General features: G+C 63.1%; 27 protein-coding genes and 1 pseudogene. 10 read left to right on the plus strand and 18 right to left on the minus strand.

Annotated elements, in window-relative coordinates:
- The 4 genes and pseudogenes from BBG20_RS33035 to BBG20_RS15715 all read right to left on the minus strand — a co-directional run.
- A pseudogene (locus BBG20_RS33035) lies at positions 1 to 389 on the minus strand (hypothetical protein); the annotation flags it as partial.
- Positions 390 to 426: 37 nt separating this feature from the next.
- Entirely contained in the window at positions 427 to 1,140 is a 714-nt protein-coding gene (locus tag BBG20_RS15705) for an ABC transporter ATP-binding protein (RefSeq protein ID WP_065904912.1), read from the minus strand.
- Positions 1,137 to 1,964, minus strand: coding sequence for an ABC transporter permease (locus BBG20_RS15710; RefSeq protein WP_065904914.1), 828 nt, complete (start codon positions 1,962 to 1,964; stop codon positions 1,137 to 1,139). The genes BBG20_RS15705 and BBG20_RS15710 overlap by 4 nt, the downstream gene beginning before the upstream one ends.
- Positions 1,965 to 1,974: 10 nt before the next feature.
- Positions 1,975 to 2,946: an aliphatic sulfonate ABC transporter substrate-binding protein gene (locus tag BBG20_RS15715; protein ID WP_065904916.1), complete on the minus strand. Its 972-nt coding sequence runs from the start codon at positions 2,944 to 2,946 to the stop codon at positions 1,975 to 1,977.
- A gap of 319 nt (positions 2,947 to 3,265) precedes the next feature.
- On the opposite strand from BBG20_RS15715, the gene BBG20_RS15720 reads away from it, so the two are divergent.
- Positions 3,266 to 3,481, plus strand: coding sequence for a TOBE domain-containing protein (locus tag BBG20_RS15720; protein ID WP_003173733.1), 216 nt, complete (start codon positions 3,266 to 3,268; stop codon positions 3,479 to 3,481).
- Positions 3,482 to 3,611: 130 nt separating this feature from the next.
- On the opposite strand, the gene BBG20_RS15725 is transcribed toward BBG20_RS15720, so the two are convergent.
- From BBG20_RS15725 to BBG20_RS15790, 14 genes are all read right to left on the minus strand, one after another.
- Positions 3,612 to 4,763 carry a MalY/PatB family protein gene (locus BBG20_RS15725; RefSeq protein ID WP_065904918.1) on the minus strand — a complete coding sequence of 384 codons (1,152 nt, stop codon included), beginning with the start codon at positions 4,761 to 4,763 and terminating at the stop codon, positions 3,612 to 3,614.
- A 59-nt stretch (positions 4,764 to 4,822) separates the two neighbouring features.
- Complete coding sequence (locus BBG20_RS15730; protein WP_065904919.1) at positions 4,823 to 5,416, minus strand: FMN-dependent NADH-azoreductase; 594 nt, start codon at positions 5,414 to 5,416, stop codon at positions 4,823 to 4,825.
- Positions 5,413 to 5,853 (minus strand): GNAT family N-acetyltransferase, encoded by a 441-nt coding sequence (locus tag BBG20_RS15735; RefSeq protein WP_065904920.1) that lies wholly within the window; start codon positions 5,851 to 5,853, stop codon positions 5,413 to 5,415. The genes BBG20_RS15730 and BBG20_RS15735 overlap by 4 nt, the downstream gene beginning before the upstream one ends.
- A gap of 249 nt (positions 5,854 to 6,102) precedes the next feature.
- Positions 6,103 to 6,759 (minus strand): response regulator, encoded by a 657-nt coding sequence (locus tag BBG20_RS15740; RefSeq protein WP_065904921.1) that lies wholly within the window; start codon positions 6,757 to 6,759, stop codon positions 6,103 to 6,105.
- A gap of 116 nt (positions 6,760 to 6,875) precedes the next feature.
- Positions 6,876 to 7,928, minus strand: a complete 1,053-nt coding sequence (locus tag BBG20_RS15745) for a protein-glutamate methylesterase/protein-glutamine glutaminase (RefSeq protein WP_065904923.1) — start codon at positions 7,926 to 7,928, stop codon at positions 6,876 to 6,878.
- Complete coding sequence (locus BBG20_RS15750) at positions 7,925 to 8,416, minus strand: chemotaxis protein CheD (RefSeq protein ID WP_065904925.1); 492 nt, start codon at positions 8,414 to 8,416, stop codon at positions 7,925 to 7,927. The genes BBG20_RS15745 and BBG20_RS15750 overlap by 4 nt, the downstream gene beginning before the upstream one ends.
- The gene (locus BBG20_RS15755; protein ID WP_065904927.1) at positions 8,413 to 9,225 is read right to left on the minus strand and encodes a CheR family methyltransferase; all 813 of its coding nucleotides are present in this window, start codon (positions 9,223 to 9,225) and stop codon (positions 8,413 to 8,415) included. Before BBG20_RS15755 ends, BBG20_RS15750 begins: the two co-directional genes overlap by 4 nt.
- The gene (locus BBG20_RS15760; RefSeq protein WP_065904929.1) at positions 9,226 to 9,753 is read right to left on the minus strand and encodes a chemotaxis protein CheW; all 528 of its coding nucleotides are present in this window, start codon (positions 9,751 to 9,753) and stop codon (positions 9,226 to 9,228) included.
- 11 nt (positions 9,754 to 9,764) lie between these two features.
- The gene (locus tag BBG20_RS15765) at positions 9,765 to 11,399 is read right to left on the minus strand and encodes a methyl-accepting chemotaxis protein (protein ID WP_065904931.1); all 1,635 of its coding nucleotides are present in this window, start codon (positions 11,397 to 11,399) and stop codon (positions 9,765 to 9,767) included.
- Positions 11,400 to 11,418: 19 nt separating this feature from the next.
- Complete coding sequence (locus tag BBG20_RS15770) at positions 11,419 to 13,398, minus strand: chemotaxis protein CheA (RefSeq protein ID WP_065904933.1); 1,980 nt, start codon at positions 13,396 to 13,398, stop codon at positions 11,419 to 11,421.
- A gap of 2 nt (positions 13,399 to 13,400) precedes the next feature.
- Positions 13,401 to 13,718, minus strand: coding sequence for an STAS domain-containing protein (locus BBG20_RS15775; RefSeq protein ID WP_065904935.1), 318 nt, complete (start codon positions 13,716 to 13,718; stop codon positions 13,401 to 13,403).
- Between the two features lie 4 nt (positions 13,719 to 13,722).
- Positions 13,723 to 14,088 carry a response regulator gene (locus tag BBG20_RS15780; RefSeq protein WP_065904936.1) on the minus strand — a complete coding sequence of 122 codons (366 nt, stop codon included), beginning with the start codon at positions 14,086 to 14,088 and terminating at the stop codon, positions 13,723 to 13,725.
- Positions 14,089 to 14,131: 43 nt separating this feature from the next.
- Complete coding sequence (locus tag BBG20_RS15785) at positions 14,132 to 15,226, minus strand: methyl-accepting chemotaxis protein (protein ID WP_065904937.1); 1,095 nt, start codon at positions 15,224 to 15,226, stop codon at positions 14,132 to 14,134.
- A gap of 263 nt (positions 15,227 to 15,489) precedes the next feature.
- Positions 15,490 to 16,341, minus strand: a complete 852-nt coding sequence (locus BBG20_RS15790; RefSeq protein ID WP_065904938.1) for a LysR substrate-binding domain-containing protein — start codon at positions 16,339 to 16,341, stop codon at positions 15,490 to 15,492.
- A gap of 243 nt (positions 16,342 to 16,584) precedes the next feature.
- Between BBG20_RS15790 and BBG20_RS15795 the strand changes: the two genes are divergently transcribed.
- From BBG20_RS15795 to BBG20_RS15835, 9 genes are all read left to right on the plus strand, one after another.
- Positions 16,585 to 17,406 (plus strand): transporter substrate-binding domain-containing protein, encoded by an 822-nt coding sequence (locus BBG20_RS15795; RefSeq protein ID WP_065904939.1) that lies wholly within the window; start codon positions 16,585 to 16,587, stop codon positions 17,404 to 17,406.
- Positions 17,407 to 17,408: 2 nt separating this feature from the next.
- Positions 17,409 to 18,215, plus strand: a complete 807-nt coding sequence (locus tag BBG20_RS15800; protein ID WP_065904940.1) for a transporter substrate-binding domain-containing protein — start codon at positions 17,409 to 17,411, stop codon at positions 18,213 to 18,215.
- A complete protein-coding gene (locus tag BBG20_RS15805; RefSeq protein ID WP_065904942.1) occupies positions 18,208 to 19,629 on the plus strand; it encodes an FAD-binding oxidoreductase in 1,422 nt (473 codons plus the stop codon). Before BBG20_RS15800 ends, BBG20_RS15805 begins: the two co-directional genes overlap by 8 nt.
- Positions 19,626 to 20,828 carry an aminotransferase class I/II-fold pyridoxal phosphate-dependent enzyme gene (locus BBG20_RS15810; RefSeq protein ID WP_065904944.1) on the plus strand — a complete coding sequence of 401 codons (1,203 nt, stop codon included), beginning with the start codon at positions 19,626 to 19,628 and terminating at the stop codon, positions 20,826 to 20,828. The genes BBG20_RS15805 and BBG20_RS15810 overlap by 4 nt, the downstream gene beginning before the upstream one ends.
- A complete protein-coding gene (locus tag BBG20_RS15815; protein ID WP_065904946.1) occupies positions 20,825 to 21,550 on the plus strand; it encodes an amino acid ABC transporter permease in 726 nt (241 codons plus the stop codon). Before BBG20_RS15810 ends, BBG20_RS15815 begins: the two co-directional genes overlap by 4 nt.
- Positions 21,540 to 22,223, plus strand: a complete 684-nt coding sequence (locus BBG20_RS15820; RefSeq protein ID WP_065904948.1) for an amino acid ABC transporter permease — start codon at positions 21,540 to 21,542, stop codon at positions 22,221 to 22,223. The genes BBG20_RS15815 and BBG20_RS15820 overlap by 11 nt, the downstream gene beginning before the upstream one ends.
- On the plus strand, positions 22,210 to 23,034 hold the full coding sequence (locus BBG20_RS15825) for an amino acid ABC transporter ATP-binding protein (protein WP_065904950.1): 825 nt from the start codon (positions 22,210 to 22,212) through the stop codon (positions 23,032 to 23,034). The genes BBG20_RS15820 and BBG20_RS15825 overlap by 14 nt, the downstream gene beginning before the upstream one ends.
- A 16-nt stretch (positions 23,035 to 23,050) precedes the next feature.
- Complete coding sequence (locus BBG20_RS15830; RefSeq protein ID WP_065904952.1) at positions 23,051 to 23,647, plus strand: cysteine dioxygenase family protein; 597 nt, start codon at positions 23,051 to 23,053, stop codon at positions 23,645 to 23,647.
- A 139-nt stretch (positions 23,648 to 23,786) separates the two neighbouring features.
- On the plus strand, positions 23,787 to 24,434 hold the full coding sequence (locus BBG20_RS15835) for a glutathione S-transferase family protein (RefSeq protein WP_065904955.1): 648 nt from the start codon (positions 23,787 to 23,789) through the stop codon (positions 24,432 to 24,434).
- Positions 24,435 to 24,451 lie beyond the last annotated feature (17 nt).

Here is a 24,451-nt window from a genome sequence, read left to right on the forward strand (position 1 = left end):
TCATCAGCCGCAGAAATCCCAGGGGGCACAATGAGGTCATCAGCCGCAGACATCCCAGGGGGCACAATGAGTTCATCAGCCCCAGAAATTTCAGTGGTGACGATGAGTTCATCAGCCCCAGAAATCCCAGGGGACACAATGAGTTCATCAGCCCCAGAAATTCCAGGGGGCACAATGAGGTCGTCAGCCGCAGAAATGCCAGGGGCCACAATTAGTTCATCAGCCGCAGAAATGCCAGGGGCCACAATGAGTTCATCAGCCCCAGAAATCTCAGGGGCCACAATGAGTTCATCAGACCCAGAAATTCCAGGGTTCACAATGAGTTCATCAGCCCCGGAAATTCCAGAAGTCACAATGAGCCCAGCAGGCACATAAAGCTCTGTGGCCACGACAGACCAGCAACCCCTCCCTCCATCGCCATCACCGTCAAATCACATGCGCCCGTTGCAGCTCAGTCAGCGACTCGACCTTGAGCCGGGCCAGCAGTGGGTCGCGTCGGTCCCGTGGGTGCGGCAGCTCCACTGTCAGTTCCTGGCGGATGCTGCTCGGGCGGTTGTCCATCACCAGCACGCGGTCACTCAGGTACAGCGCCTCGTCCACATCATGGGTCACCAGCAGCAGTGCGATGGCATGGTGCGCGGCCAGTTGCAGCAGCAAGTCCTGCAGTTTCATGCGCGTGAATGCATCCACCGCACTGAACGGCTCATCCAGCAGCAACACCTGCGGACGTGAATACAGGCCGCGTGCGATGGCCACGCGTTGCGCCATGCCGCCGGACAGCGCCTTGGGCAGCGCCTGGGCGAACCCCTTGAGGCCGACTTCCTCGATCAACTGCGCGACCCAGGCCTTGTCGTAGTGGCTGTCGTCGCTGAAGCCGATGTTCTGTTCCACGGTGAGCCAGGGCATCAGCCGAGGTTCCTGGAACACGAACGCCACTTCGCCATCGGGGCTGCGCAGTTCGCCCTGGAAGTCCTTTTCCAACCCGGCCACGATGCGCAGCAAGGTGCTCTTGCCGCAACCGCTGGGGCCTAGCAGGCTCACGGCTTCCCTAGGTCGCAAGGCCAGGCGCACGTCTTTCAACACGGTGGTGCTGGCGAAGCTTTTACGCTCCACCCGAATCTCCAATAACGGCTGGCTCATGGTTGCGCTCCTTGGCCATTGAAAGTATCGCGCCAGGCCAGGCAGCGTTTTTCCAGCGCGGCGAGCAGGCCGTCGCTGACCTTGCCCAACAGTGCGAGCACGATGATTGCCGCCAGCACGATGTCCGGCCGCGAGGTTTCGCGCCCATCGCTGAGCAGGTAACCCAGGCCCTTGGTCGCCGCGATCAGCTCGGCCGCCACCAGAAACATCCACGCCAGGCTCAGGCCACTGCGCAAGCCAGTGAACAGGCCGGGCAGGGCGGCGGGCAGCAGGATGCGCCGCACCAGCCGGCGCCGACTGAAGCCGTACATTTGCCCGACCTCCACCAGCTTGCGGTCGATATCGCGGATCGCCGCCACCCCGTTGAGGTACACCGGGAAGAACGCACCAATCGCGATCAGCACGATTTTCGAGGTTTCATCGATGCCCAGCCACAGCAGCAACAGCGGCACCCAGGCCAGGCTCGGGATCGAGCGCAGGCCCGCGAAGGTCGGTTCCAGATAGGCCTCGGCCTCACGGCTGAGGCCGACCCAGGCGGCGAACACCAGGGCCAGGCTGGCGCCGATGGCAAAGCCCAGCAATACCCGGCCGAGGCTGGCGCTGATGTGCTTCCACAACGCGCCTTCGGCCAGGTCGGTGAGGGTCACGGCGATCTCGCTTGGCGCCGGCATCTGGTAGGAGGGCAGCCAGCCGACCCGCACGACCACTTCGAGGATCAACAGGATCGCCACCGGCAACACCAGCCCCTTGAGCCGGCGCGGCCAGGCGCTGCGCGGGTTGATCAGCGGCGCAGGCAGCGGCAGTGCTTGGGTTTTGCTGGTCATCACAGACCCCTTATGGCTTGGGCAGGGTTTGGCCGAACGAGGTATCGATCAACTGGTCGATCACCTGGTCGACATTCACGCCTTTGCGGACCAACTCTTCGGACACCAGGATCGGCGCAGCGGCCTTGGACGACTGCACATCCTTGCTGCTCAGCAGCGGGGTGCTGAGGTCGGTGCGCGACAGTTGCAGCTTGGCCACTTCCAACGGCAGGCCGGATTCGTCGGCGAGCAGCTTGGCGAATTCATCCGGGTGCTTCACTGCCCAGTCGCGGGCTTTTTCATAGGCGCCGAGTACTTTGGTGATGGTCTGTGGGTGCTCCTTGGCGAATTTTTCGGTGACGCTGACTACGCCGTAGCTGTTGAAGTCTTTGTTGCGGTAGAGCAGGCGCGAGCCGGCCTGGATTTCACTGGCGGCCATGTGCGGGTCGAGACCGGCCCAGGCATCGACGTCACCTTTTTCCAGCGCGGTGCGGCCATCCGGATGCTGCAGGTGGACCAACTCGACGTCGTCTTTTTTCAGCCCGGCCAATTGCAGGCTGCGCAGGGTGAACAGGTACGGGTCGGTGCCTTTGGTGGCCGCGATTTTCTTGCCTTTGAGGTCGGTCACGCTCTTGAACGGCGAGTCCTTGCGCACCACCAGGGCGGTCCACTCGGCGCGGCTGTAGACGTACACCGATTTGATCGGGCTGCCATTCGCGCGGCTCAACACTGCCGAGAGGCTGGCGGAGGAGGCGAAGTCCACGCCGCCGCTGTTGAGGTACTCCAGGGAACGGTTGCTGCCCTGGCTCAGGACCCAGCCGACTTTGCTCTTGGGCAGGGCCTGTTCCAGCCAACCGAAGTGTTTGAGCACCAGGCTGACGGGGGAGTAGTAGGCGTAGTCGAGGTTGACTTCGGCGGGGTCGGTCTCGGCGGCGAAGGCCGGCGATTGCAGGCACAGGGCGAGGGCACAGGCGCCGAGTAGACGGTGGGTCAAAGGTTTCATGGAACAGCTCCGGACAAGGCGTTGAGAGAAGGCTTTTCTTATATTCAGAAAACTGAGATGGCATGTTCCATCATGCTTTATAGGAATATGCAGTCTCTGTGCCATCTTGCGCGAGGCCGGATTTGCTGGGGTTTGGACAGGTCAGGCTGTTGGTGGGTGCAGCAGATTGTTGAACCACTGTTGGCAGGCGAACAGTTGGTATATTTCTAAAACATATAAATAAAGAGTTATTTATTCCTTTTAATGTTCGCCGTGATAGCGCATTTTGAGGGCCTGCGCATTCGTGCGGATTGACCCAACAGCCAAAAGGAAACCCGACATGACCATTAAAGCGATCAACGTGCGCAACCAGTTCAAGGGCGTGATCAAGGAGATCCTGCTGGGCGAAGTGGTGTCCGAAATCGACGTGCAAACCGCGTCGGGTATCGTCACTTCGGTGATCACCACCCGCTCGGTGCGCGATCTGGAATTGAAGGTCGGCAGTGAAGTGATTGCGTTTGTGAAGTCCACCGAAGTATCCATCGCCAAATTGTGAACCCCATACAAATGTGGGAGCGGGCTTGCTCGCGAAGGCAGTGTGTCAGTCAACCCATCGTTAACTGTCCCGGTGCATTCGCGAGCAAGCCCGCTCCCACATTTTTTTTGCGTACCGTCAACGTCGCGAATCAGCCCCGGCGGTGACGCAAGGCATGCTCCATGCGTTGCAGGCCTTCTTCGAGCATCGAGCGTGGGCAGCCGAAGTTCAGGCGCACGAACTGCTGGCTGTCGTCGCCGAATTCGATCCCTGCGCTCAGGCCGACCTTGGCGTGTTCGAGGAAGAACTGCTGCGGGTCGTCCAGGCCCAGGGCGCTGCAATCCAGCCAGGCCAGGTAGGTGCCCTGCGGGGCGTGCATGACGACGCCGGGCAGGCGCGTGTTGACCGCGTCGAGCAGGTAGTCGCGGTTGGCTTGCAGGTACCCGACCAGCGCCTCCAGCCAGTCGCCGCACTGGCTGTAGGCGGCGCGGGTGGCCTCCAGGCCCAGGGGGCTGACGCTGTCGACCATGCCGCAGCGCGCCTGGTTGAAGCGCTCGCGAATCTCGGCGTTCTGCACCACGGCAAAGCAGGTCTTCAGGCCGGCGACGTTATAGGCCTTGCTCGCCGACATCAGGGTGATGGTGCGCTGGGCGATCTCTGGGCTGAGGCTGGCGGTGGGGATGTGCCGGCGGCCGTCGAAGCACAGCTCGGCGTGAATCTCGTCGCTGATGATCAGCGCGCCGTGTTCCAGGCAGGCAGTGGCCACGGCCAGCAGTTCTTCGCGCGGGAAGACTTTGCCCATCGGGTTGTGCGGGTTGCTCAACAGCAGCGCGCCGGCCCCGTCGAGTGCCTGGCGCAGGGCTGGCAGCGGGGTCAGGTATTCACCGTTGATCAATTCGAACGGCACTTCGATACGCGGCAGGTTCCAGTGCCCCGGCGCCAAGCGGATCGGGCGATAGTTGGGGGTCTGCAGCACCACCGGCTGGCCGGGTTGCACGAAGGCGTGCAGCGCCATATTGAAGCCCGGTTCGACGCCGGGCAAAAACAGCAGTTCTTCCGGTTGCACGCGCCAGGCGTACTTGGCCCACAGGTCGGCGACAATGGCTTCGCGCACATCCGGACCGGCCACGCTGTAGCCGAGGATCTGCTGGTCGAGGCGCGCGCGCAGCGCCTGCAGCACCGCAGGTGGCGCGGCGATATCCATGTCGGCGATCCACATCGGCAAAACGTCGGACGGATAACGGTTCCACTTGGTGCTGCCGGTGCCGAGGCGGGGGTGGATCGTGTCGAAATCAAAGCTCATGGGAGGCTCGTGTCAGGGAGGCGGGCGCAAGAATGGCGCTGATTCTAGCGCCATTATTTTTATAGGCCAGAGCTGATTGCCTCGGACAGTTGCCGGTGGGCAAGTTCCAGCGCGCGGTTGACCGCTTCCGCGCCACGCACCATCGCGCCGAGGTAGATGAAATCCACCGTGTGGATACCCACCGTGGCGAGGATGGCGTGCATGTACGGCGTCAGGAAGTCCGGCTCATGGCCCTTGCGGGCATTGCCGGAACTGACCAGCACAAAGGTGCGGCGGTCCTTGAGCAAGCCGACTTTTTCGAACTGCGCATTCACCGTGAAGCTGCGCTGGATGCGCACCACATGGTCGATCCAGCTCTTGAGCGCCGCCGGCACGCTGAAATTATGCACGGGGGTGCAGATGACCAGCAGGTCGCAGGCCTCCAGCTCGACGATCAACTCCTCCGACCGCGCGGTGGCGCTGCCGCTCAAGCCGCCCGGGGTGGTGAGGGCGTTGGCGTATTCGCGGCTTAACGGTGGCAGGGCCTGGCCGCCATAGTCGCGCTCTGTCACTGCGGCGTCCGGTACCAGGTCGCGCAGCAGCGCACGGGCCAGCTTGAAGGTCTGGGCCGCCTTGCCATGCGGGCTGAAACTCAGCAACAGGGCGCGGGTCATTGGCTCAGGTCCTGGGAGAAATGCATGCCCAGCGGCAACAGACCCTGGCGGAAATAGAAACGCTGGGCCAGGGCCATGTGCATGCCGGTGTCCAGCACCAACCAGCGATAGCCACGGGCGCGGGTTTCTTCGCGGACCCGCTCGAGCAGTTGTTCGCCCAGGCGTCGACGCTGCAGGGCGGCGTCCACGACTAAATCATCGACGTAGATAAACCGGCCATACAGGGTGTTTTCCGTCAGCCGGTAGCCGGCCAGGCCAATCACCTTGCCGTGCTCGCGCGCGGCCAACAGGTGGTAGCCGTTTTGCCGTTGCCGTTGGACCTGCGCGGCGAAGGCGCTGGCGTCGGTCAGGTGAGGGCGCAGTTGCTGCATCAGCGCAAAACTGGCGATGCACTCGGCCTCGGTTTGCATCGCTACGAACTCGACAGACTCATGCATGGTTGAAGTGCTCCTGGCGCGCCTGGCTGGCGCAAGTGGCGGGGGCATTGTTGAGGCGAGAAGGCATGGGCAGTTCCTGGTGGCACGCAAGAGAGGCGCCATTTTCGCGGGTAGCCAGGCGAACCAACAGGGGCATGAATGGACAAGTGGCCTGGGACATGATCAGGCGTAGCGCCTGTGGGGCGGCGTTGAAGTGCAGTGCGCGGGGCGTGCGTGGCGGAGCCGGATCGCCGGTCGGGGAGGCCGGTCTTAGTCGTTTATCTGCACGATCCCTTCGCGTACCGCAAACATCACCAGGCTGGCGACATCATGGATGTGCAGGCGATGCATGATCTGCGAGCGATGTGCCTCGATCGTCTTGATGCTCAGCCGCAGGCCTTGGGCAATATTGCGCGTGGTTTCGCCGCGGGCGATCAACCGGAGTATCTCCAGTTGGCGCACGGTCAGTTTCGAGTGCGAGATGGGCTTGGTTTCTTCGCGAGTCTGCTTGACGGCCTGGCTGACCACCAACGACACAACCGGCACCGACAGGTACTGGCCGCCACTCTTGAGCGCCTCCAGCGCGAGTTCGAGCTCAAGCACGCTGGCACTTTTCAACAGATAGCCCTTGGTGCCGAGTTGCAGGCACTGCATCACGAAGCTGGAATCCTTGTGGGTCGAGATCATCAGGATGCGGCTGGCCGGCGCGCTGATCGACAGGCTCTTGAGCAGTTTCATGCAGGCAACCCGTTCGATATCCATGTCGAACACGATAATGTCCGGCTGCAGGCTCGAGGCGAGTTCGAGGGTGGTGCTTTCACTGTCGGCTTCCGCGATGACTTCGTAGGGCTCTTTTTGCTCCAGGAGTGCACGCAGGCCGGCACGTAACAGGGGATATATATTCGCTACAAGGATTCGACAACGCATAGGCTTCAGCCCAAATCGCAGAGACAAGAGGCAGCGTTGATCTCGCTGCTGTAATTTACTGTGTAGCGTCCGTGTCTACAGGGGTTAACGCGCAGGTCGCAGAGTGTGAAGACTTTTCAGCCGTGGCGCGCGTTATCGCCAAACTCCTGGATCAAGCGGGAGAATTTATTCAACGGTTCAACGGCTTGGGCCGAGCCCAGTTTGATCGCTTCCCTGGGCATGCCAAAGACCACGCAACTGGCTTCATCCTGGGCGATGGTCTGCGCGCCATTTTCACGCATTGCCAGCAGCCCGCGCGCGCCGTCGTCGCCCATGCCGGTCATGATCATGCCCAAGGCGCTGGGCGCGGCATGCCTGGCGATCGAACGAAACAGCACGTCTACCGAAGGTTTATGCCGGTTAACCGGCGGGCCGTCCACAACCTCGACCTGGTAGTGCGCACCGCTGCGCTTGAGTTGCATATGCAGGCCGCCGGGGGCCAACAATGCCAGGCCACTGTGCACCCGATCCAGATGCCTGGCCTCGCGCACTTCGATCTGGCAGAGCTTGTCCAGGCGCCGGGCAAAGTCGGCGGTGAATTTTTCCGGCATGTGTTGAACGATGACAATCCCCGGGCAGTCACGTGGCAATTGGCGCAAGACAAATTCGAGGGCTTGCGTGCCACCGGTGGAACAGCCGAGCGCGACGACTTTTTCGGTGGTGCGCAGCCGGTTGACCGGTGCAATCCGGCTGTCCTCGCCAGGCGCCGTCAACGTCGCGGGCAGGGCGCGTGGACGGGTCTTGGCGCCGTCCTCGATCTTGCGTATCAACTCGGCCGACAACGCTTCCAGGCTTTGCTTGAGCCCCAGCCGCGCCTTGGTGAATACGCCCACGGCGCCTGCCGACAGCGCCTCGACGGCGACGCTGTTGCCCTGCTCGGTCAGCGTCGAGCAGATGATGGTCGGCGTCGGACGTTCGCGCATGAGCTGGCGCAGGAAGGTCAGGCCGTCCATGCGCGGCATTTCGATGTCGAGGACCAGCACGTCCGGCCAGTCGCGGCGCATTTTCTCGATGGCGTAGAGCGGGTCGGCCGCCTGGCCGATGACCGTGATCCGTGGGTGGCTGGCCAGGCAACTGGTGAGCACCTGGCGCACCAGCGCCGAGTCGTCGACGATAAACACCTTGATCATCGCGGCAGGCTCCGTACCGGCGGCGACGGCAGGCCGTTGCGCAGGCACTCGATTGCCCCGCTGCGGCCGTTGACCTGCAGGCGCCGGTAATGGTCGCCGTTGAGGTCCCAGGCGTCGACCGACCAATTGCGCAGGCTGAACTGTTCCCGCGCAAAAGCGCTGTTGCCGGCGCCGACCCGGCGCCGTGGGTTGCCTTCGAAGCGCACCAGGCTGCCACCGCCGAAAATGCCTTTGCGGTACTCAGTAGGTTGCGTGCCGTGACGGGTCATGTCGGCGTGGATGCGCTTGAACACGGACTCGCCGTAACGGGTGTCCAGGCGTGTGCCTGCGCCCGGATCGTTGGGCAGCAGGAAGTGCGAGACCGCCAGCAGCCGTCGGTGTGGGTGCCACAGCACCACCGCGACGCAGCTGCCGAGCAAGGTGGTGACCACGCCGTCGTGGGTGCCGAAGAAGTAATCGCCGGGGTGCAGGAATATCGAAGGTTTCATAAAAGCTCGTAGACCGAAGGGCAGGTCAGGCGCATCGGCAGATCAAAGCCGTGGATGCTTTCCGCGTGCCCGATAAACAGCAGGCCGCCGACGCGCAGCTGGGTAATCAGGCGCCGGACAATCCGCTGTTTCTCTTCGTTGTTGAAATAGATCAGTACGTTGCGCAAAAAGATCACGTCGAAAGGCCCGAGTGCCTCTGGCAGCGGTTGCGTTAGGTTGATCTCACGCAGGGTGATGCGCTCGCGCAGCGCGGCCTGCACGCGAAATCGCCCGCTCATGTCGCCGACGCCGTTCAGGCAATAGCGCTTGAGCCAACCCTCGGGAAAATACTTGGCCTGGGCCATGTCATAGATGCCGTCGCGGGCCCGTGCGAGCATGCTTTGGCTCAGGTCGCTGGCGACGATGGACCAGTCCTGCGTGCGCGCGTTTTCGCTGGCAACCATTGCCAGGCTGTAAGGCTCTTCGCCGGAGGAACAGGCGGCACTCCAGATCTTCTGCGGTCCGCGCTGGCGGGCCAACCATTCGCCGAAGAAATCGAAGTGCGGATGCTCACGAAAAAAGTACGTTTCGTTGGTGGTGAGCAAATCCACCACCAGCCGCCGCTCCTTGATGAACAACGGGTTGTCGAGCAACTGCAAGTAATCGGCGTAGCTGCCCAGCCGATAGTGGCGCAGGCGCTTCATCAGGCGGCCGGCGACCAGCGGGCGTTTGTTGGGCGCCAACTGGATGCCCGACGCCTCGGCCATGAGTTTCTGCAAGCGGCGAAACTCGTGTTCGGCGAGTTTCGGCAGGGTTAAAAGTGCAGACATTCAAAGGCCGTTCGTGACGGCAAGGCTCAATTGCGCGATGTCATCCAGCGACAATACCTGGGCGATATCGAGAATGATCGTGAAACCTTGTTCATTGCGGGCCATGCCGGCGATGAAATCGGTGCGGATCCCGGCGCCGAACGGCGGCGGTTGGACCACCTGCTGCGGGTCGATGTCGAGCACCGCGTCGACGGCATCCACGACCAGGCCGATGGCCTGGGTGCTGTCGCTCAAGGCCAGTTCGATGATGACAATGCAGGTGCGGTTGCCCGCGCGGGTCAGCTCGAAGCCAAAGCGCGCAGCCAGGTCCAGCACCGGCACGACATTGCCGCGCAGGTTGATCACGCCATGGATAAACGCCGGCATCATCGGCACGGCCGTCACTTGTGCGTACTCGATGATCTCGCGCACCAGTTCGATTGGCAGCGCATAGTCCGCGTCACGCACGCGAAACGACAAGTGCTGGATGCTCAGGGGTTCGGCCAGTGAGTCGACGGTTTGAAAACGTTGGTTGGCAAGAGAAGTCATGGGCGCGGTGCTCAATTGAAACTGACGAACTGGCCTTCATCGACCGTCGTCCTGCCCTTGGACCAGCTTGGCGACGCGCTGGGGTAGTTGTCCTGGCTGCGCGGCAGGCCACGCTTGAGTGCGGGGCCGTCCTGTTCGAAGCGGAAGAAGCCGATCAGCTCCTGCAATTGTCCGGCCTGGGCGTTCATTTCTTCGGCGGTGGCGGCAAGCTCTTCCGAGGCGGCGGCGTTTTGCTGGGTGATTTGGTTCATCTGGCCCATGGCAATATTGATCTGCCCGGCGGCGCTGCTTTGTTCCTGCGAGGCGGCAGTGATTTCCTGCACCAGGTCCGAGGTTTTCTGGATGTTCGGGACGATTTCGTTCAACAGGCGGCCAGCCTGTTCGGCCAGGTGCACGCTGCTGGAGGCGACTTGACCGATCTCCTGGGCCGCCACCTGGCTGCGCTCGGCGAGCTTGCGCACTTCGGCGGCGACCACCGCGAAGCCTTTGCCGTGATCACCGGCGCGGGCCGCTTCGATGGCAGCGTTGAGCGCCAGCAGGTTGGTCTGGTAGGCGATGTCGTCAATGATGCTGATCTTGTCGGCAATCTGCTTCATCGCCAGCACCGTGTCGCTGACCGCGCCACCGCCTTGCACCGCGTCGTTGGCGGCTTTGCCGGCAATGCCGTCGGTGATTTTTGCGCTTTCAGTGTTCTGGGCGATCGACGCCGACATCTCCTCGACCGAGGCGCTGGTCTGCTCGACGCTGGCCGCCTGTTCGTTGGCGGCCTGGCTCAGTGACTGCGAGGTGGAGCTGACTTGTTCGGAGGCCGAGGAGAGTGAATCGGCGGAGCTGCGCACATCCCCGAGGATGCTGCGCAGGCGCTCGGTCATGTTTTGCATGGCAGCGAGCAACTGGCCGGTTTCATCGCGGCTGTCTGCCTGCAGGTCCTGGCTCAGGTCGCCGGCGGCCATGCGGTTGGCGGCGGCCACCGCACCGTTGAGCGGCTTGGTGATACTGCGCGTGACCAGCACGCCAATGACCACGCCAAACAGCGTGGCGGCGAGGACCAGCGCGATCATTTGCAGGCGCGAGCGGTCGGCGATATCGGAGATTTGCTGATTGGCCTCTTTGGCGCGCTCCTGTTTGTAGCGGCTGACTTCGCCGATCAGGCGGTCGATCTGCTCGCCGCTGACCACGGCCTTGGGCAGCAGGTCGGTGACGTCGCTGGTCTCCTGCAACTGGCTGGATTGCTGATGCAGGGTCAACACCTGGTGCACCAGGTTTTCGTAGTCCTTAAGCGGCGTTTCCAGCTGGTCGATCTGCGCCATGCCTTCCTTGGTGATAAAGCTGGCGCGTGCACTGTTGATCAGCGTGCGGGTTCTATCCAGCGCGGCCTTGGCCTGGTTCGCCGCCTGCTCACGCGCCGCGTGGTTGGTCGACAACAGGCTCTGGCGCATCGAGCGGCCGGCGACGATCAGCTGGATATTGGCTTCCTGCAGAGTGCTCAAGCCCGTGACGTCCAGCTCGTACATGCGGTCGGACAGGCCATTCACCTGTTCGAGGTTGCGGATGCCGATAAACCCGATGATCGCGGTCAACGCGACGACCACCAGGAAACCGGCGGTGAGTCGGATGCCTATCTTCATGTTGCGAACAAATTGCATGCGGTTTCTCCTGAAAAGGCTAGGCAAGGGGTTCTAAAAGGGATACGTCGAGGGCGGCAGGGGCCTGCAGCTGTCGGAACAGGCTGGGCACATCCAGGATCAGCGCCACTTGCCCGGAACCGAGGATGGTCGAGCCACTGATGCCGCGCAGGTGCTGGAACATCTGGCCGAGTGGCTTGATCACGGTTTGCAGCTCGCCCAACAGGTGGTCGACGATCAATCCGGCGTGCTGCCGGCCTTGGCTGACCACCACGATATTGCGGCGCCGGGCAGTGCTTGCGGGCAGCCCGAAGTGTTGATCCAGGGCTATGCACGGCAGCGGCGTGCCGCGCAGGTTGAGGTAGCCGTACTGGCTGGTGAGCGACGCGGCGCTGGCCTCCATGCATTCGGTGACCATGTCCAGCGGGATGACAAAACTGTCCTGGCCCACGCCCACGTGAAAGCCGTCAATGATCGCGAGGGTCAGCGGCAGGCGAATCCGGAAGGAGCAGCCCAGGCCTTGCTGCGACTCGATCTCGATGCTGCCGCGCAATTGCTCGATGGCGCTGCGCACCACGTCCATGCCAACGCCGCGCCCGGAGAGGTCGGACACCTGTTCGGCGGTGGAAAAGCCGGCTTCGAAAATCAGCCGGTGAATCGCGGCCTCGTTGAGCACCGCGTCGGCCTCGATCAGGCCTTTGCCGATGGCTTTTTCGCGAATCCGCGCGGTATTCAGGCCGCGCCCGTCGTCACTGATTTCCAGCACGATCATGCCGGAGTCATGGTAGGCGTTGAGCTGCAGGTTGCCCTCGGCAGGCTTGCCTGCTGCGAGGCGTTCGGCGGCCGACTCGATGCCATGGTCGATAGCATTGCGCACCAGGTGGGTGAGAGGGTCAGCGATCTTGTCGATCACGGTTTTGTCCAGCTCGGTGTCGCCGCCACGGATGCCCAGCTGGATGTGCTTGCCCAGTTGCTTGCTGACATCGCGGACCACGCGGTGGAAGCGATTGAAGGTTTCACCGACCTCGACCATGCGCAGTTTCAGCGCGCTCTCGCGGATCTGCTCGACGTGCTGGTGCACGGCCAAGGCGCTTTCAATACACGCATTGTCGCCAGTGCGTTTGGCCTGCATTTGCGCACCGGCGGTGCTGATGACCAGCTCGCCAACCAGGTTGATCAGTTCATCGAGCTTGTGCGCAGGGACCTTGACCATGCTGGTGTCTTGCGGACGGCGGTCGCGGGCCGGCGATTTTTTTTCGGCGGGCGCGGCCAGGGTGGGCGCAGGGTCAGTGCAGGGTTCGAGGGTGAGGGTGCAGAAGTCGACGATGAAGTCGAAGACGTCGGCGATCTCCTCGCGGCTCGCGGCGCTGCGCAGGGTCAAGGTAAAGCCCAGGTAACAGGCTTCGGGGTCGAAGCTGTCGAGGCCCGGCAGCCGATCGGTGCGGGTGTGCAGGGTGACGATTTCGCCCAGGCGGCTGAGGTAACGCAGGAAGGCTGCCGGGTCGAACCCGTTGCGCAACAGCGCCTCGCTGAAGTCGATCGACAGTTGCCAGAGTTGCGCATTGGCGCCGACAGTCGGCGCGGCCGGCACGCTGTCGACGACGGGCGTGTCGTCACTCAGGCCACGCGCCTGGGCGAGGGCGTCGAGCAACAGTGCCTGTTGGGCCAGGTCGGTGTGCATCTCGCCGGTGGCGGGGTCGACGGCTTCAAGCATCCCCCGCAGTTCGTCCATGCAGCGCAGCATCAACGAGGTGAGGTCTTCATTGAGCGTGCGCTGGCTGTCGCGCACTTGCATCAGCAGGCTTTCGAGGTGATGGGTGAGATTGACCAGCGGTGTCAGCGAGAAAATACCCGCCGAGCCCTTCAACGTGTGCACGGCGCGGAACAAGCCGTTGACCGCGTCACTGTCTTCGGGCGCGGTTTCCAGTTGAAGCAGGCTGTCTTCGGCATCCTTGAGCAAGTCCCGGCCTTCGCTCAGGAAGCCCTGGAGCAATTGGTTCCACTGTTCGCCAGTGAGCATGGTCAATCCTCGATCCGAGCGTTGGGAAACAGTGATTCCAGGCGCAGCAGTGCGAGGGTTTCGCGCACGGCTGGGGCGGCATCGACCACGGTGACCGGGCTGCCGCCCTGGCTGAGCGTGCGTTGGATCACCAGCAGCAATTGCAGGCCGGCGCTGTCGAAATCGCCGATACCGGCCAGGTCAAGCTGCCAGGCGTCGGCGTTGAGCGGCAACAGCGCGACAAAGGCATCACGCGCCTCGCTGACCTGATAAATGCTCAGGTCACCGTCGATACGAATGCGCGTCGGGCCGCCGAAAGCGGAAGGGGTCAGCGTGAACATGGGCTCAGCCCATCAACTTTTCGACGGCCGCCAACAGGGTCTGCGGCTGGAACGGCTTGACGATCCAGGCCCTCGCGCCGGCTGCCTGGCCTTCGGCTTTTTTCGACTGTTCGCTTTCGGTGGTGAGCATGATGATGGGCGTGAAGCGGTATTCGTTGCGCGCCTTGACCGCTTTCACCAGGCCGATGCCGTCGAGGTTCGGCATGTTCACGTCGCTGATGATCAGGTTGATCTTTTGCCCGGTCAGCTTGGTCAGTGCATCGCGCCCGTCGCAGGCCTCAAGGACCTGGTGGCCGGCGCCGGTGAGGGTCATCTTGACCAGTTGGCGCATGGACTGCGAGTCATCGACGATTAGTATGGTCTTGGCCATGTTCGGCTCCCTCGAAAGTGAAATTAACTGGAAAGTCGTCGCCTCAGAAAAATGTCACTTCGGCGCTGGAAGGGGTCTTGGGCTGGCCATGGCGTTCTTCATCAGTGGTAAAACGCTGACGTAGCCGGTCCAGCCAGGCAGGGGCGTCGTGCAGGCTCGGGTCGTTGGCGACGATGGCGTCGAGCAGGTCCTGCAGGTCACTCTGTACGTGTTCGAGCATCTGGTCGGTGCGGTCCTGGAACTGCAGGCTGACCATGATTGCCTGGATGTCGTGCTGGGTTTCGCGGGCATCGTGCTGCAGCGCGTGGGAGGCGTCGGACAACTGGTTGAGGTTGTCGCCCAGGCGACTCATCACGCCGCTCACCGACTGGCTGAGGAAATCCAGGTTGCTCTGTTCGCTGGTGCCCAGTTCGGCGGCCGCCTCGATGGTGGTCTGGATCGCGTGAGTGATCTCGCCGACCTTCTCATCCATGGCCAGGCCGGTCTCGGCCGACAGCGTGGAAAGCTTGCGCACCTCATCGGCGACCACCGAAAAACCGCGGCCGTACTCACCGGCCCGAGCCGCCTCGATAGCCGCATTCAGCGCCAGCAGGTTGGTTTGCTTGGCAATCTCCTGGACCCGTCGGGCCATGTGCTGCAACTGGCTGGCGTAGCTGTCCAGGTGGCTGATGGTGTCGAGCAGTGCATGCTGGCGCTGGCTGCTGGCGCGAAACGATTCGGTGACTTCGTGCAGGCGCTGGTTGGCATCGCGCAGGCTTTCGCCGACGCCGCCGTTGCCGAGCACGTCGTTGGAGTTGTCGAGGCTCTGTTCGAGGCGTTGGGCGATGTTGTGGAAACGCTGGAACAGCTCGCCGATATTGCTTTGCAGCAATGCCCGCGTTTGCCCCAGGCTGTCGCGCCAGCTCGGGGCGACGCCCTCGATCAGTTGCCAGTCGCCAGCGCTGGCGTGGGTCACAACCGAATCGACCGGCGTCTGGGAATGACTGGTAGCAGCGGCTCTGGCGGTTTTTCTCGGGCGCAGGGCGAGCAGGGCGAGGCTGCTAAGCAACAGTCCGGCGTGGGGTAACAGGTGGACGGGTACAACCAATCCGATGGTTGCCAATGCGAGGCCGAGCCAGGCCCCAAGGTAAATGCGCATCGCCAGCTTCCGTTGCAGGGTGTCAGATCGGCGGATGATAGCGATGGCGTAATGATGTCAGTATAAGGACAACCCTTAATCCGTAGGTTATGTCCTACAAAACCAAGCGGGCTTTGGGCGGGTAACAAGTCGACCGGTCGATCAGGTAAAAAGCGTTGCACCCAAGGGTTGCAAGAGCAGCGTCGATTGCGGGGTGCAGGCAGGGCAGGGAGTTTGGAGTAGGGTTTCGGCGTAAGGGTCGCTCACGCCGAGCCAGGCCTCCCTCACAGGCCTTGGCTGCCCCGGATCAGGTCATACGCTTTGCGCGCAATCGGGTTTGCCGTATTCGGCCGGATCCACAGGTAGTAGGTGACTTCCGGCAAGCGCGGCAATCCATCCGTTTCGCCGAGCACGCGCATGTCCGGCCCGAGCATCTCCATGCTCCGTGGCGTCACGCCCAGGCCCGCGCGAGTGGCGGCCTTGATGCCGATCAAGTTCGACGCCAGGTACGCCTGGCGCCAGGGGATGTTCGCCCCCTCCAGGGCCTCCAGCGCATAGCGCCGATAGATGCTCGGCTCATCGACAAGGATCAGCGGCAACGGCTCGCTCGGCGAATGAATGTACTGCGCTGAACAGATCCACCACACCGGCGAGGTGCGCAGGGCGAAGCCTTCCAGGTTGGGGTCGGAGCGGGTGGAAATCACCATGTCGACCTTGCCGCGGTGCAGGTCATCCATCAGGAACGGGCTGCGGCCCACATCGATTTCCAGGCGCAGACGCGGCGCGGAACGGGCGATATGGCTGAGGATCGGCGGCAGGATGGTGTCGGCGATATCGTGCGGCGAGCCAATGCGCAGCACGCCGCTCAGGCTGCTTTCGCGCAGCGAATTCAGCGCGTCGTCATTCAGCGACAGCATCTGCCGCGCATGCCGCAGCAGCTGCAGGCCCGGCTCGGTCAGCTGTTTCTGCCGGCCGCGCTTCTCGAACAGGCTGACCCCCACTTGCTGCTCCAGGCGCTGCATGTGCTGGGTCACGGACGATTGGGTGCGAGACAGGTGCGTGCCGGCTTCGGCGAAGCTGTGGTGGTCGACCACGGCGATAAAGGTGCGCAGGAGTTCAAGGTCGAGGGTCGACATGGCCGGTTCCAGGGGCGGTTTTACATCAAGGGTGTGAAGTTAAACATTACAGATATTTATGTATGCGTGAAGCAGATTTTTACCGCGCCCAGTAAAACATGGGTTATGCCGAAACTGCAGGTCGTGCTGATACGGCAAGTTATAACGATATGAGATATTTGCATTTCCGTTGCCCCTGCACACTCCCTAGCATGCCCCTCCATCAGGTCGGGGTACGCCGATCATTAGCCAGGGGGAAGTCCAATGATGTTGAAGAAATGGTTGCCGGTGGCCCTTGGGTCGATGATCGCCCTGGGCGGCAGTGTGGCGGCGCAGGCCGATGCGACCCTGGACAAGATCGAGCAGCGCCATGTGCTGGTGGTCGGCGTGCTGTTGTCCGGCGGACCGTTCGGCAGCATCGACCCGGCCACGCAACAGCCCAAGGGCTTGAACGTCGACCTGGCCAACGAGCTGGGGCGTCATCTCAAGGCCCAGGTGCAACTGGTGCCGGTGTTGCCGGCCAACCGCGTGCAGTTCCTGCAACAGGGCAAGGTCGACCTGCTGATCGCCAACATGGAGTGGACCGCCGAGCGCGGTGAAATCCTCGGGTTTGTCCCGACCCCGTTCTACCGTATCGGCGGCACCGCCGCAGTGCTCAAGGACAGCAAGATCACCCGTTGGGGAGACCTCAAGGACCAGCCCGTCTGCACCTCCCAGGGCAGCAGCTATGTGAAGCCGCTGACCGAGTTCGGCGCGCAGATCAAGGCGTTCAAGAGCTCCTCCGAATCGCTGCTGGCGCTGCGTGGCAACAACTGCGTGGCGGCGGTGCATGACTCCACGCTGATCAACCCGCTGATCAACGATAGCGCCGAATGGAAGGATTACCGCGCGATCAGCCCGGAACTCAACCCGGCACCGTCGGTGATCTGGACCCGTCGCGGCGAAAACGATACCCAGGCCAAGCTCGACCCGATCGTCAAGGAACTGCACCGCAGTGGCTGGCTGATCGACGCCCAGACCCGCAACCGCATCAGCCCGGCGTCGCCGGCCCTGGTGGAATTGCAAAACCAGTTCAAGGGCGCCTGAGCATGCAGATCAAAACCCTGGCCGCACTCGGCCTGGCCCTGTGCGCCGGCTTCGCACACGCCGACGCTACCCTCGACAAGATCCAGCAGCGCCACGCCATCAGCGTCGGTGTGATCCTCAGTGGGCCGCCGTTCGGCACCCTCGACCCGAAGACCGGCGAGCACCTGGGCTACAACGTCGAACTGGCCAAGGGCATTGGCCAGGCGCTGGGCGTCGAGACCCGGACAGTCTCGGTGCTGGCGCCCAACCGCGTGCAGTTCCTGCAGCAGGGCAAGGTCGACATCCTGATCGCCAATATGCAGTTCACCGAAGAGCGCGCCGAGATCCTCGACTACGTGCCGACGCCGTATGAAGAAGTCGGCGGCGCGGCCTTGATTCGCAAGGGCGCGGGCATCACCCAATGGGCCGACCTCAAGGACAAGCCGGTGTGCGTGTCCCAGGGCAGCAACTTCATCAAGCCACTGCAGGAGACCTACGGCGCCCAGATCAAGGCGTTCCGCAGCCAGTCCGAATCGCTGTTGTCGCTGCGCGGCAATGGCTGCGTGGCGGCGGTGCACGTCAGCCCGACCATGCACGCATTGCTCAGCGATGCCGAGTGGGCCGGTTATGAGATCCCGTTGCCGGGCGACGTGATCCCGTCCAAATCGGTGATCTGGATTCGCAAGGGCGAACACGACACCCAGGCCAAGCTCGATGCCATTGTGCGCGACTGGCACAAGAGCGGCTTCCTGATCGCCCTCGGCGAGCGTACCGGCATGGCGCCGTCCCAGGCCCTGCGCGACCTGCACGAGCACTACAGCCATGAGTGATGCGTTGTTCGCCACCTTGCAACAACTGCTCGGCGCGGCCCATGTACACAGCAGTGACGAGGCGGCGCAGTACCTCACCGACAAACAGGGGCGCTACACCGGGCAGGTGATTGCGGCGGTGCACCCGGCCAACACTGAAGAAGTGGCGGCGGTGGTGCGCGCCTGCGTGGCGTTGAAGGCGCCGATCGTAGTGCAGGGTGGCAACACCGGCCTGATGGCCGGTGCCACGCCGGATGCCAGCGGGCGTTCGGTGTTGCTGCTGCTCGACCGCATGAACCGCGTGCGCCAGGTCGATACCGACAATGACACCCTCACGGTGGAAGCTGGCTGCATCCTGCAACACGTGCAGGACGTGGCCCGCGCTGCCGGTCGCCTGTTCCCCCTGAGCCTCGGTGCCGAGGGCAGTTGCACGATTGGCGGCAACCTCGGCACGAATGCCGGCGGCACCGCCGTGCTGCGTTACGGCAACACCCGCGAGTTGACCCTGGGCCTGGAGGTGGTGACCGCCGAAGGCGAGATCTGGCACGGCCTGCGCGGTCTGCGCAAGGACAACACCGGCTACGACCTGCGCGATTTGTACATTGGCAGCGAGGGCACGCTCGGTATTATTACCGCGGCCACCCTGAAGCTGTTCCCGCAGCCCTTGGCCCAGGCCACCGCGTTGCTGGCCTTTGATCAACTGGCCCAGGCCGTGGCGTTCCTGTCCCACGCCCGCGCCGGTTTTGGCGCCAATCTCACGGCCTTCGAATTGCTCAGCGCCGATTGCCTGGCGTTGCTGCGCGAGCAGTTCCCGGACGGCCCGCAGCCGTTCAAGGGCGCGAGCCAGCCGTGGTTTGCCTTGATCGAACTCTCCGACAACCACGGCGAACAGCATGCCCGCGAAGCCTTTGAACGTGTGCTCGGTGAAGCCTTCGAGCAGGCCTTGATCGCAGACGCGCTGATTGCCGAAAGCCTGGCGCAAAGCGAAGCGCTGTGGCTGCTGCGCGAGAACATGAGCGAGGCGCAAAAGCGCGCCGGGCGCAATATGAAGCACGATATCTCGGTACCGATTTCCCAGGTGGTGGCTTTCGTCGCGCACACGGATGCCGTGCTCCAGCAGCATTTCCCCGGCGTGCGCAACTTCACCTTCGGCCACCTCGGCGACGGCAACCTGCATTACAACGTGGCGCATCCTCTCGATTCGACGGTGGAGGCGCACATGGCGCAGTACGCCGAGTTGAGCGCGATGGTGCACGACAGCGCCCACGCGCATGGCGGCTCGATCAGTGCCGAGCACGGCATCGGCCAGCGCAAGGTGGGCATGCTCGGTCGCTATAAAAGCGCGGTGGAACTGGACCTGATGCGCCGCATCAAGCAGGCGCTGGACCCGCACAACCTGCTCAATCCCGGCAAAGTCCTCGAGGTGCAGCCATGACCGTACGCCTGTCCCGGCGCGTGCAGCGAGTGTCGCTGTCCGCCAATGCCGCCGCCAAGTCCCGCGCCACCGAACTGCGGGAGGCCGGTCGTGACATCCTCGACCTCACCACCGGCGAGCCGGACTTCGACACCCCGGAGCACATCAAGCAGGCCGCCTATGCGGCCATCGCTGCGGGTGCCACCAAGTACACGCCGACGCCGGGCGTAAAGGCCTTGCGGGTGGCGGTGCAGCGCAAGCTGGCCGGAGAAAACCACCTGGATTATCCGCTGGCGTCGATTGTGATCGCCAACGGCGCCAAGCAGATCATCTTCAATGCTTTCGCCGCCACCCTGGATGACGGCGATGAAGTGCTGGTGCCGACGCCGTACTGGCCGTCATTTCCCGACAGCGTGCGCTTCAACGGGGGCGAGCCGGTCTTGATCGAGTGCGGCCTGGCGCAGGGCTGCAAGCTGCTGCCGGCCCAGTTGGAACAGCACATCAATACGCGCACGCGCTGGCTGATTCTCAACGGCCCGGGCAACCCCAGCGGCGCGGTGTACAGCACCACCGAGCTGCAGGCGTTGGCCGCGGTGCTGCGTCGCCATCCCCAGGTGCTGGTGCTGCTGGATGAACTGTATGAACACATCCGCTTCGACGGTCGCCCGGCCCAGAGCCTGTTGAACGTCGCACCGGACCTGCAGGACCGGTGCCTGCTGGTGGGCGGCGTGTCCAAGACCTACGCCATGACCGGCTGGCGCATCGGCTTTGGCGCGGGGCCGAAAACCCTCACCGACGCCATGGCGGTGGTGCAATCGCAATCGACCTCCGGTGCTTCTTCGGTTGGCCAGGCGGCGGCGTTGGCGGCGTACACCGGCGGGCTGGATTTTCTCGCCGAGCAGGTTGCGGCGTATCAATTGCGCCGGGACATCCTGGTCGCCGCGCTGGAAAACGTCGATGGTCTGCAAGTGCTGGAACCCCAGGGCGGCTTCTTCGTCTTCGTGCGTTGCGCCGGGCTGCTGGGGCGTTCTCGTCCCGATGGCCAGCGCATCGACAACGACGGCGACGTGGTCGCCTGGTTGCTGGAGGAGGGCGTGGCCGGGGTGGCAGGCAGCGCCTATGGGTTGTCGCCGTGGTTTCGCCTGTCGATTGCCACCGCGACCGAGAGTGTCGCCGAAGCAGGGCGGCGGATCGCGACCGCCTGCGGGAAGTTGCAATGATGGAGCTGTTCGTCCACTGGGCTGCCGGTATCGGCCTGAACTACAACTTTCTGCTGGATGCCTATCAGCGCGGCACGCTGGTGCAGGGCGCGCTGACCACGGGGCTGCTGTGCCTGTTCACCATTATCGGCAGCCTGCTCGCGGGTATCAGCCTGGCGGCGATGCTGACGTCCGGCAACCCGTGGCTGGCCAAGCCGGCGCGGGTGTTTATCGAGGTCACGCGCAACACGCCGACCCTGGTGCAGCTGTACTGCGCGTTCCTGGTGCTGAACATGCTGCTGACCCAGGCGGTCGGCGCGGCCAACCCGCTCACGCCGTTCGCCTGGGTGGTGATCGTCATCTCCCTGCACAAGGGCGCATTCCATGCCGAGGCCCTGCGCGCCGGCATCGAGGCGGTGCCCGCCGTGACCCTCGAAGCCGCCAGTTCGCTGGCCTTCAGCAGCCGTCAATTATTGTGGAATGTGCAGTTGCCGCTGGCCCTGCGTTTTGCCTTGCCGTCGCTGATCAACAACCTGATCGACCTGGTGAAGATGACCGCCGTGGCCTCGGCGATTGCGGTGGGTGACATCACCTACGCCGCGATCATGATCTGGACCCAGAGCGACAACGTGCTGGAACTGATGATCCTGATCCTGAGCTTCTTCGGCCTGCTGAGTTTAATCGTCAATTGTGTGGGGCGCTGGCTCGAAGCGCGCCTGAGGATGCCCGGCTATGGCCATTGATTCATTCCCGGTGCTGTCGGCCTTGCTGCAATGGTCGCCGGCGCTGGTTGCAGGCTTTGGCCAGAACATCCTTATCAGCCTGTTGGCGATTGGCATTGGTTCGGTGCTGGGCCTGTTGATCGGCGCGCTGGCGCTATCGCCATTGGCGGCTGTCGCGCGGCTGTGGGTGCAGGTATTTCGCAATGCGCCGTGGCTGGTACTGATCTATTTCACCACCTACGTGTTTCCGTTCGAGATTCATATCGGCAGCAGCTACGTGTCGTTTCCCGACTGGATCAAGGTCACGATAGGCCTGGCCCTGCCGGCCAGCGCCAACGTCGCGGAAATCTTTCGCGGCGCCATCGGCTCGATCCCCAGCACCCAGTGGGAAGCCGCGCGTTCGCTGGCGTTCACCCGTGGCCAGCTGTTCCGTTCGATCATCCTGCCGCAGTGCTTCAAGCGCATGTTGCCGCCGTGGATGAACCTCTACGCGGTGGTCACCATGGGCACCGCGCTGGCGTCGCTGGTGGGCGTGCATGACGTGATCGACACCGCGCAGATTGCCAGCAACACCGTGAACATGACCGGTTTTACCGTGGTGATCTACCTCAGCCTGCTGGTGCTGTTCTTCGCCTATTGCTACCCGATTTCCCGTCTCACCCAACACCTGGAGCGCCGCTATGCCTTCTATTGAACCCCTGGTGAGCCTGCGGGATGTCCACCTGTCGTTCGGCGCCAACCCCGTGCTCAAGGGTATTGACCTTGAGGTGCTGCGCGGCCAGGCGGTGTCGATCATCGGCCCGTCGGGCTCGGGCAAGTCCACGATCCTGCGCTGCATCACCGGGCTGTTGCAGCCCCAGCGCGGCAGCATCCGCGTGGGCCAGACCCAGGTCGACACGCTGGCCCAGGAGGCCCAGCGCATCGAGTTGCGCAAGCGCGTCGGTTTTGTGTTCCAGCAATACAACCTGTTCCCGCACTTGTCGGTGCTGGAGAACCTGGTGATCGCCCCGCGCAAGGTGCTCGGGCGCAATCGTGCCGATGCAGAAAAAGACGCGCGGGCGCTGTTGGCCAAGGTGCGCATGGAGCACAAGGCCGATGCCTATCCAGGCCAGCTCTCCGGCGGCCAGCAGCAGCGCGTGGCGATTGCCCGTGCCCTGGCGATGCGCCCGGAACTGATCCTGTTCGACGAAGTGACCTCGGCACTCGACCCGGAAACCGTCGGCGAAGTGCTGACGGTGATCCGCGAGCTGACCGAGGAGGGCATGACCTGCGTGTTGGTCACCCACGAAATGCGCTTCGCCGAAGAGATCAGCGACGTCGTGTACTTCACCGAAAACGGTGTGATTGTCGAGCATGGCAGCGCCGCGCAGATTTTCCAGAACCCGGCCAGCGAACGCACCCAGACGTTCCTGCGCCATGCCCTGGGCGACTCCGGGCGCCGTGGCCCGATCGCCCATGATCCGTACCTGTTGACCAATTTGAGCCGTTACAGCCTGTCAGTCTGATAAGAGGAAAACCGTCATGAGTAGCGAAAACCGTGCTGCTGTTATCGAAGCGTTCCTGCAGCAAATCCGCGTCATCAACCAGCGCGGCGTAGACCGCGCGGCCCTGGTGGAAATCGTCGGCCTGCTGGAAAACCTCGCCGAGCGGCGCGACCTGTTCAACTTCGATGAATTCCCCGCGCCGGTGCCGGGGCAGGGCAGTACCGCGTTCCGCTATCGCCTGAATGACGATGGCGACACCCCGACGCTGTACCTCAACTCGCTGTTGCCGGGCAAAAGCACAATCGCGCATAACCACGAGACGTGGGCAATCATCAGTGCGGTGGAAGGCCAGGAAATCAATTACGTCTACGCCCGCAGTGATGAAGGCCGTGAGCCGGGCTTCACTACCCTGACGCTTGAGAAAGAAGTGATCGTGCAACCGGGCACCTCGATTTCGTTCCTCGGTGAAGACCTGCACGGCATCAAGGTTGAAGGCGAGCAGGCGACGTTGCACTTCCACCTCTACGGCTTGCCGCTGGAGTCGCTGAACGGCCGGTATGGCGTGGAAGCGGACGGCCGCATCCTCAACTACAACGCCTCGCAGATGGCGCCTTCCATCAAGGCGTATTTGTAAGCACTCCTGAGGATCGTTCCCACGCTCTGCGTGGGAACGCAGGTTGTGACGCTCTGCGTCACGCCAGACACCGGGACGCAGAGCGTCCCAAACGACATTCCCACGCAGAGCGTGGGAATGATCAAAGGGCGGGGTTTTTATGATTGATCTGTACTACTGGCCCACCGGCAACGGCCTCAAGGTCGGGATCCTGCTCGAAGAGCTGGGCCTGGATTACCGCCTGGTGCCGGTGAATATCCGGGAAGGCCAGCAAAAGCACGCCGACTTCCAGCGCATCAGCGCCAACGGGCGTATCCCGGCGATTGTCGACCACCGTCCCGAGGTGCCGTTGAGCCTGTTCGAGTCCGGCGCGATCCTCAATTACCTGGCCGACAGCGCCGGGCAATTCCTGCCACCGGCCGGCACTGCCGAGCGGCAGAAGGTCCAGGAATGGCTGTTCTGGCAGGTCGGGCATATCACCCCGTATCTCAGCCAGTTGCAGCTGTTCAAGGAGAAGGCCCCCGAGCCGATTGCCTTCGCCCTCGACCTGTTGAACGCCGAAGCCACGCGCCTGTACCGGGTGCTAGAGCAGCGCCTGGCCGAAGTGCCGTATGTGGCCGGCGAGTACTCGGTGGCAGACATGGCGATTTTTCCGTGGATCCAGCCGTTGCGCCAGGGCCAGCAGTTGGCGGACTACCCGCATATCCAGGCCTGGCGCTTGCGCATCCAGGCGCGGCCGGCGGTGCAGCGTGCCTATGCCAAGGGGCGCGAAGTGGCACCGGGCGAACGTTCGTTGGCGTTGCAGTAACTCTTTTCTTACTTTGT

This window comes from Pseudomonas aylmerensis (assembly GCF_001702265.1).
GTDB lineage: Bacteria > Pseudomonadota > Gammaproteobacteria > Pseudomonadales > Pseudomonadaceae > Aquipseudomonas > Aquipseudomonas aylmerensis.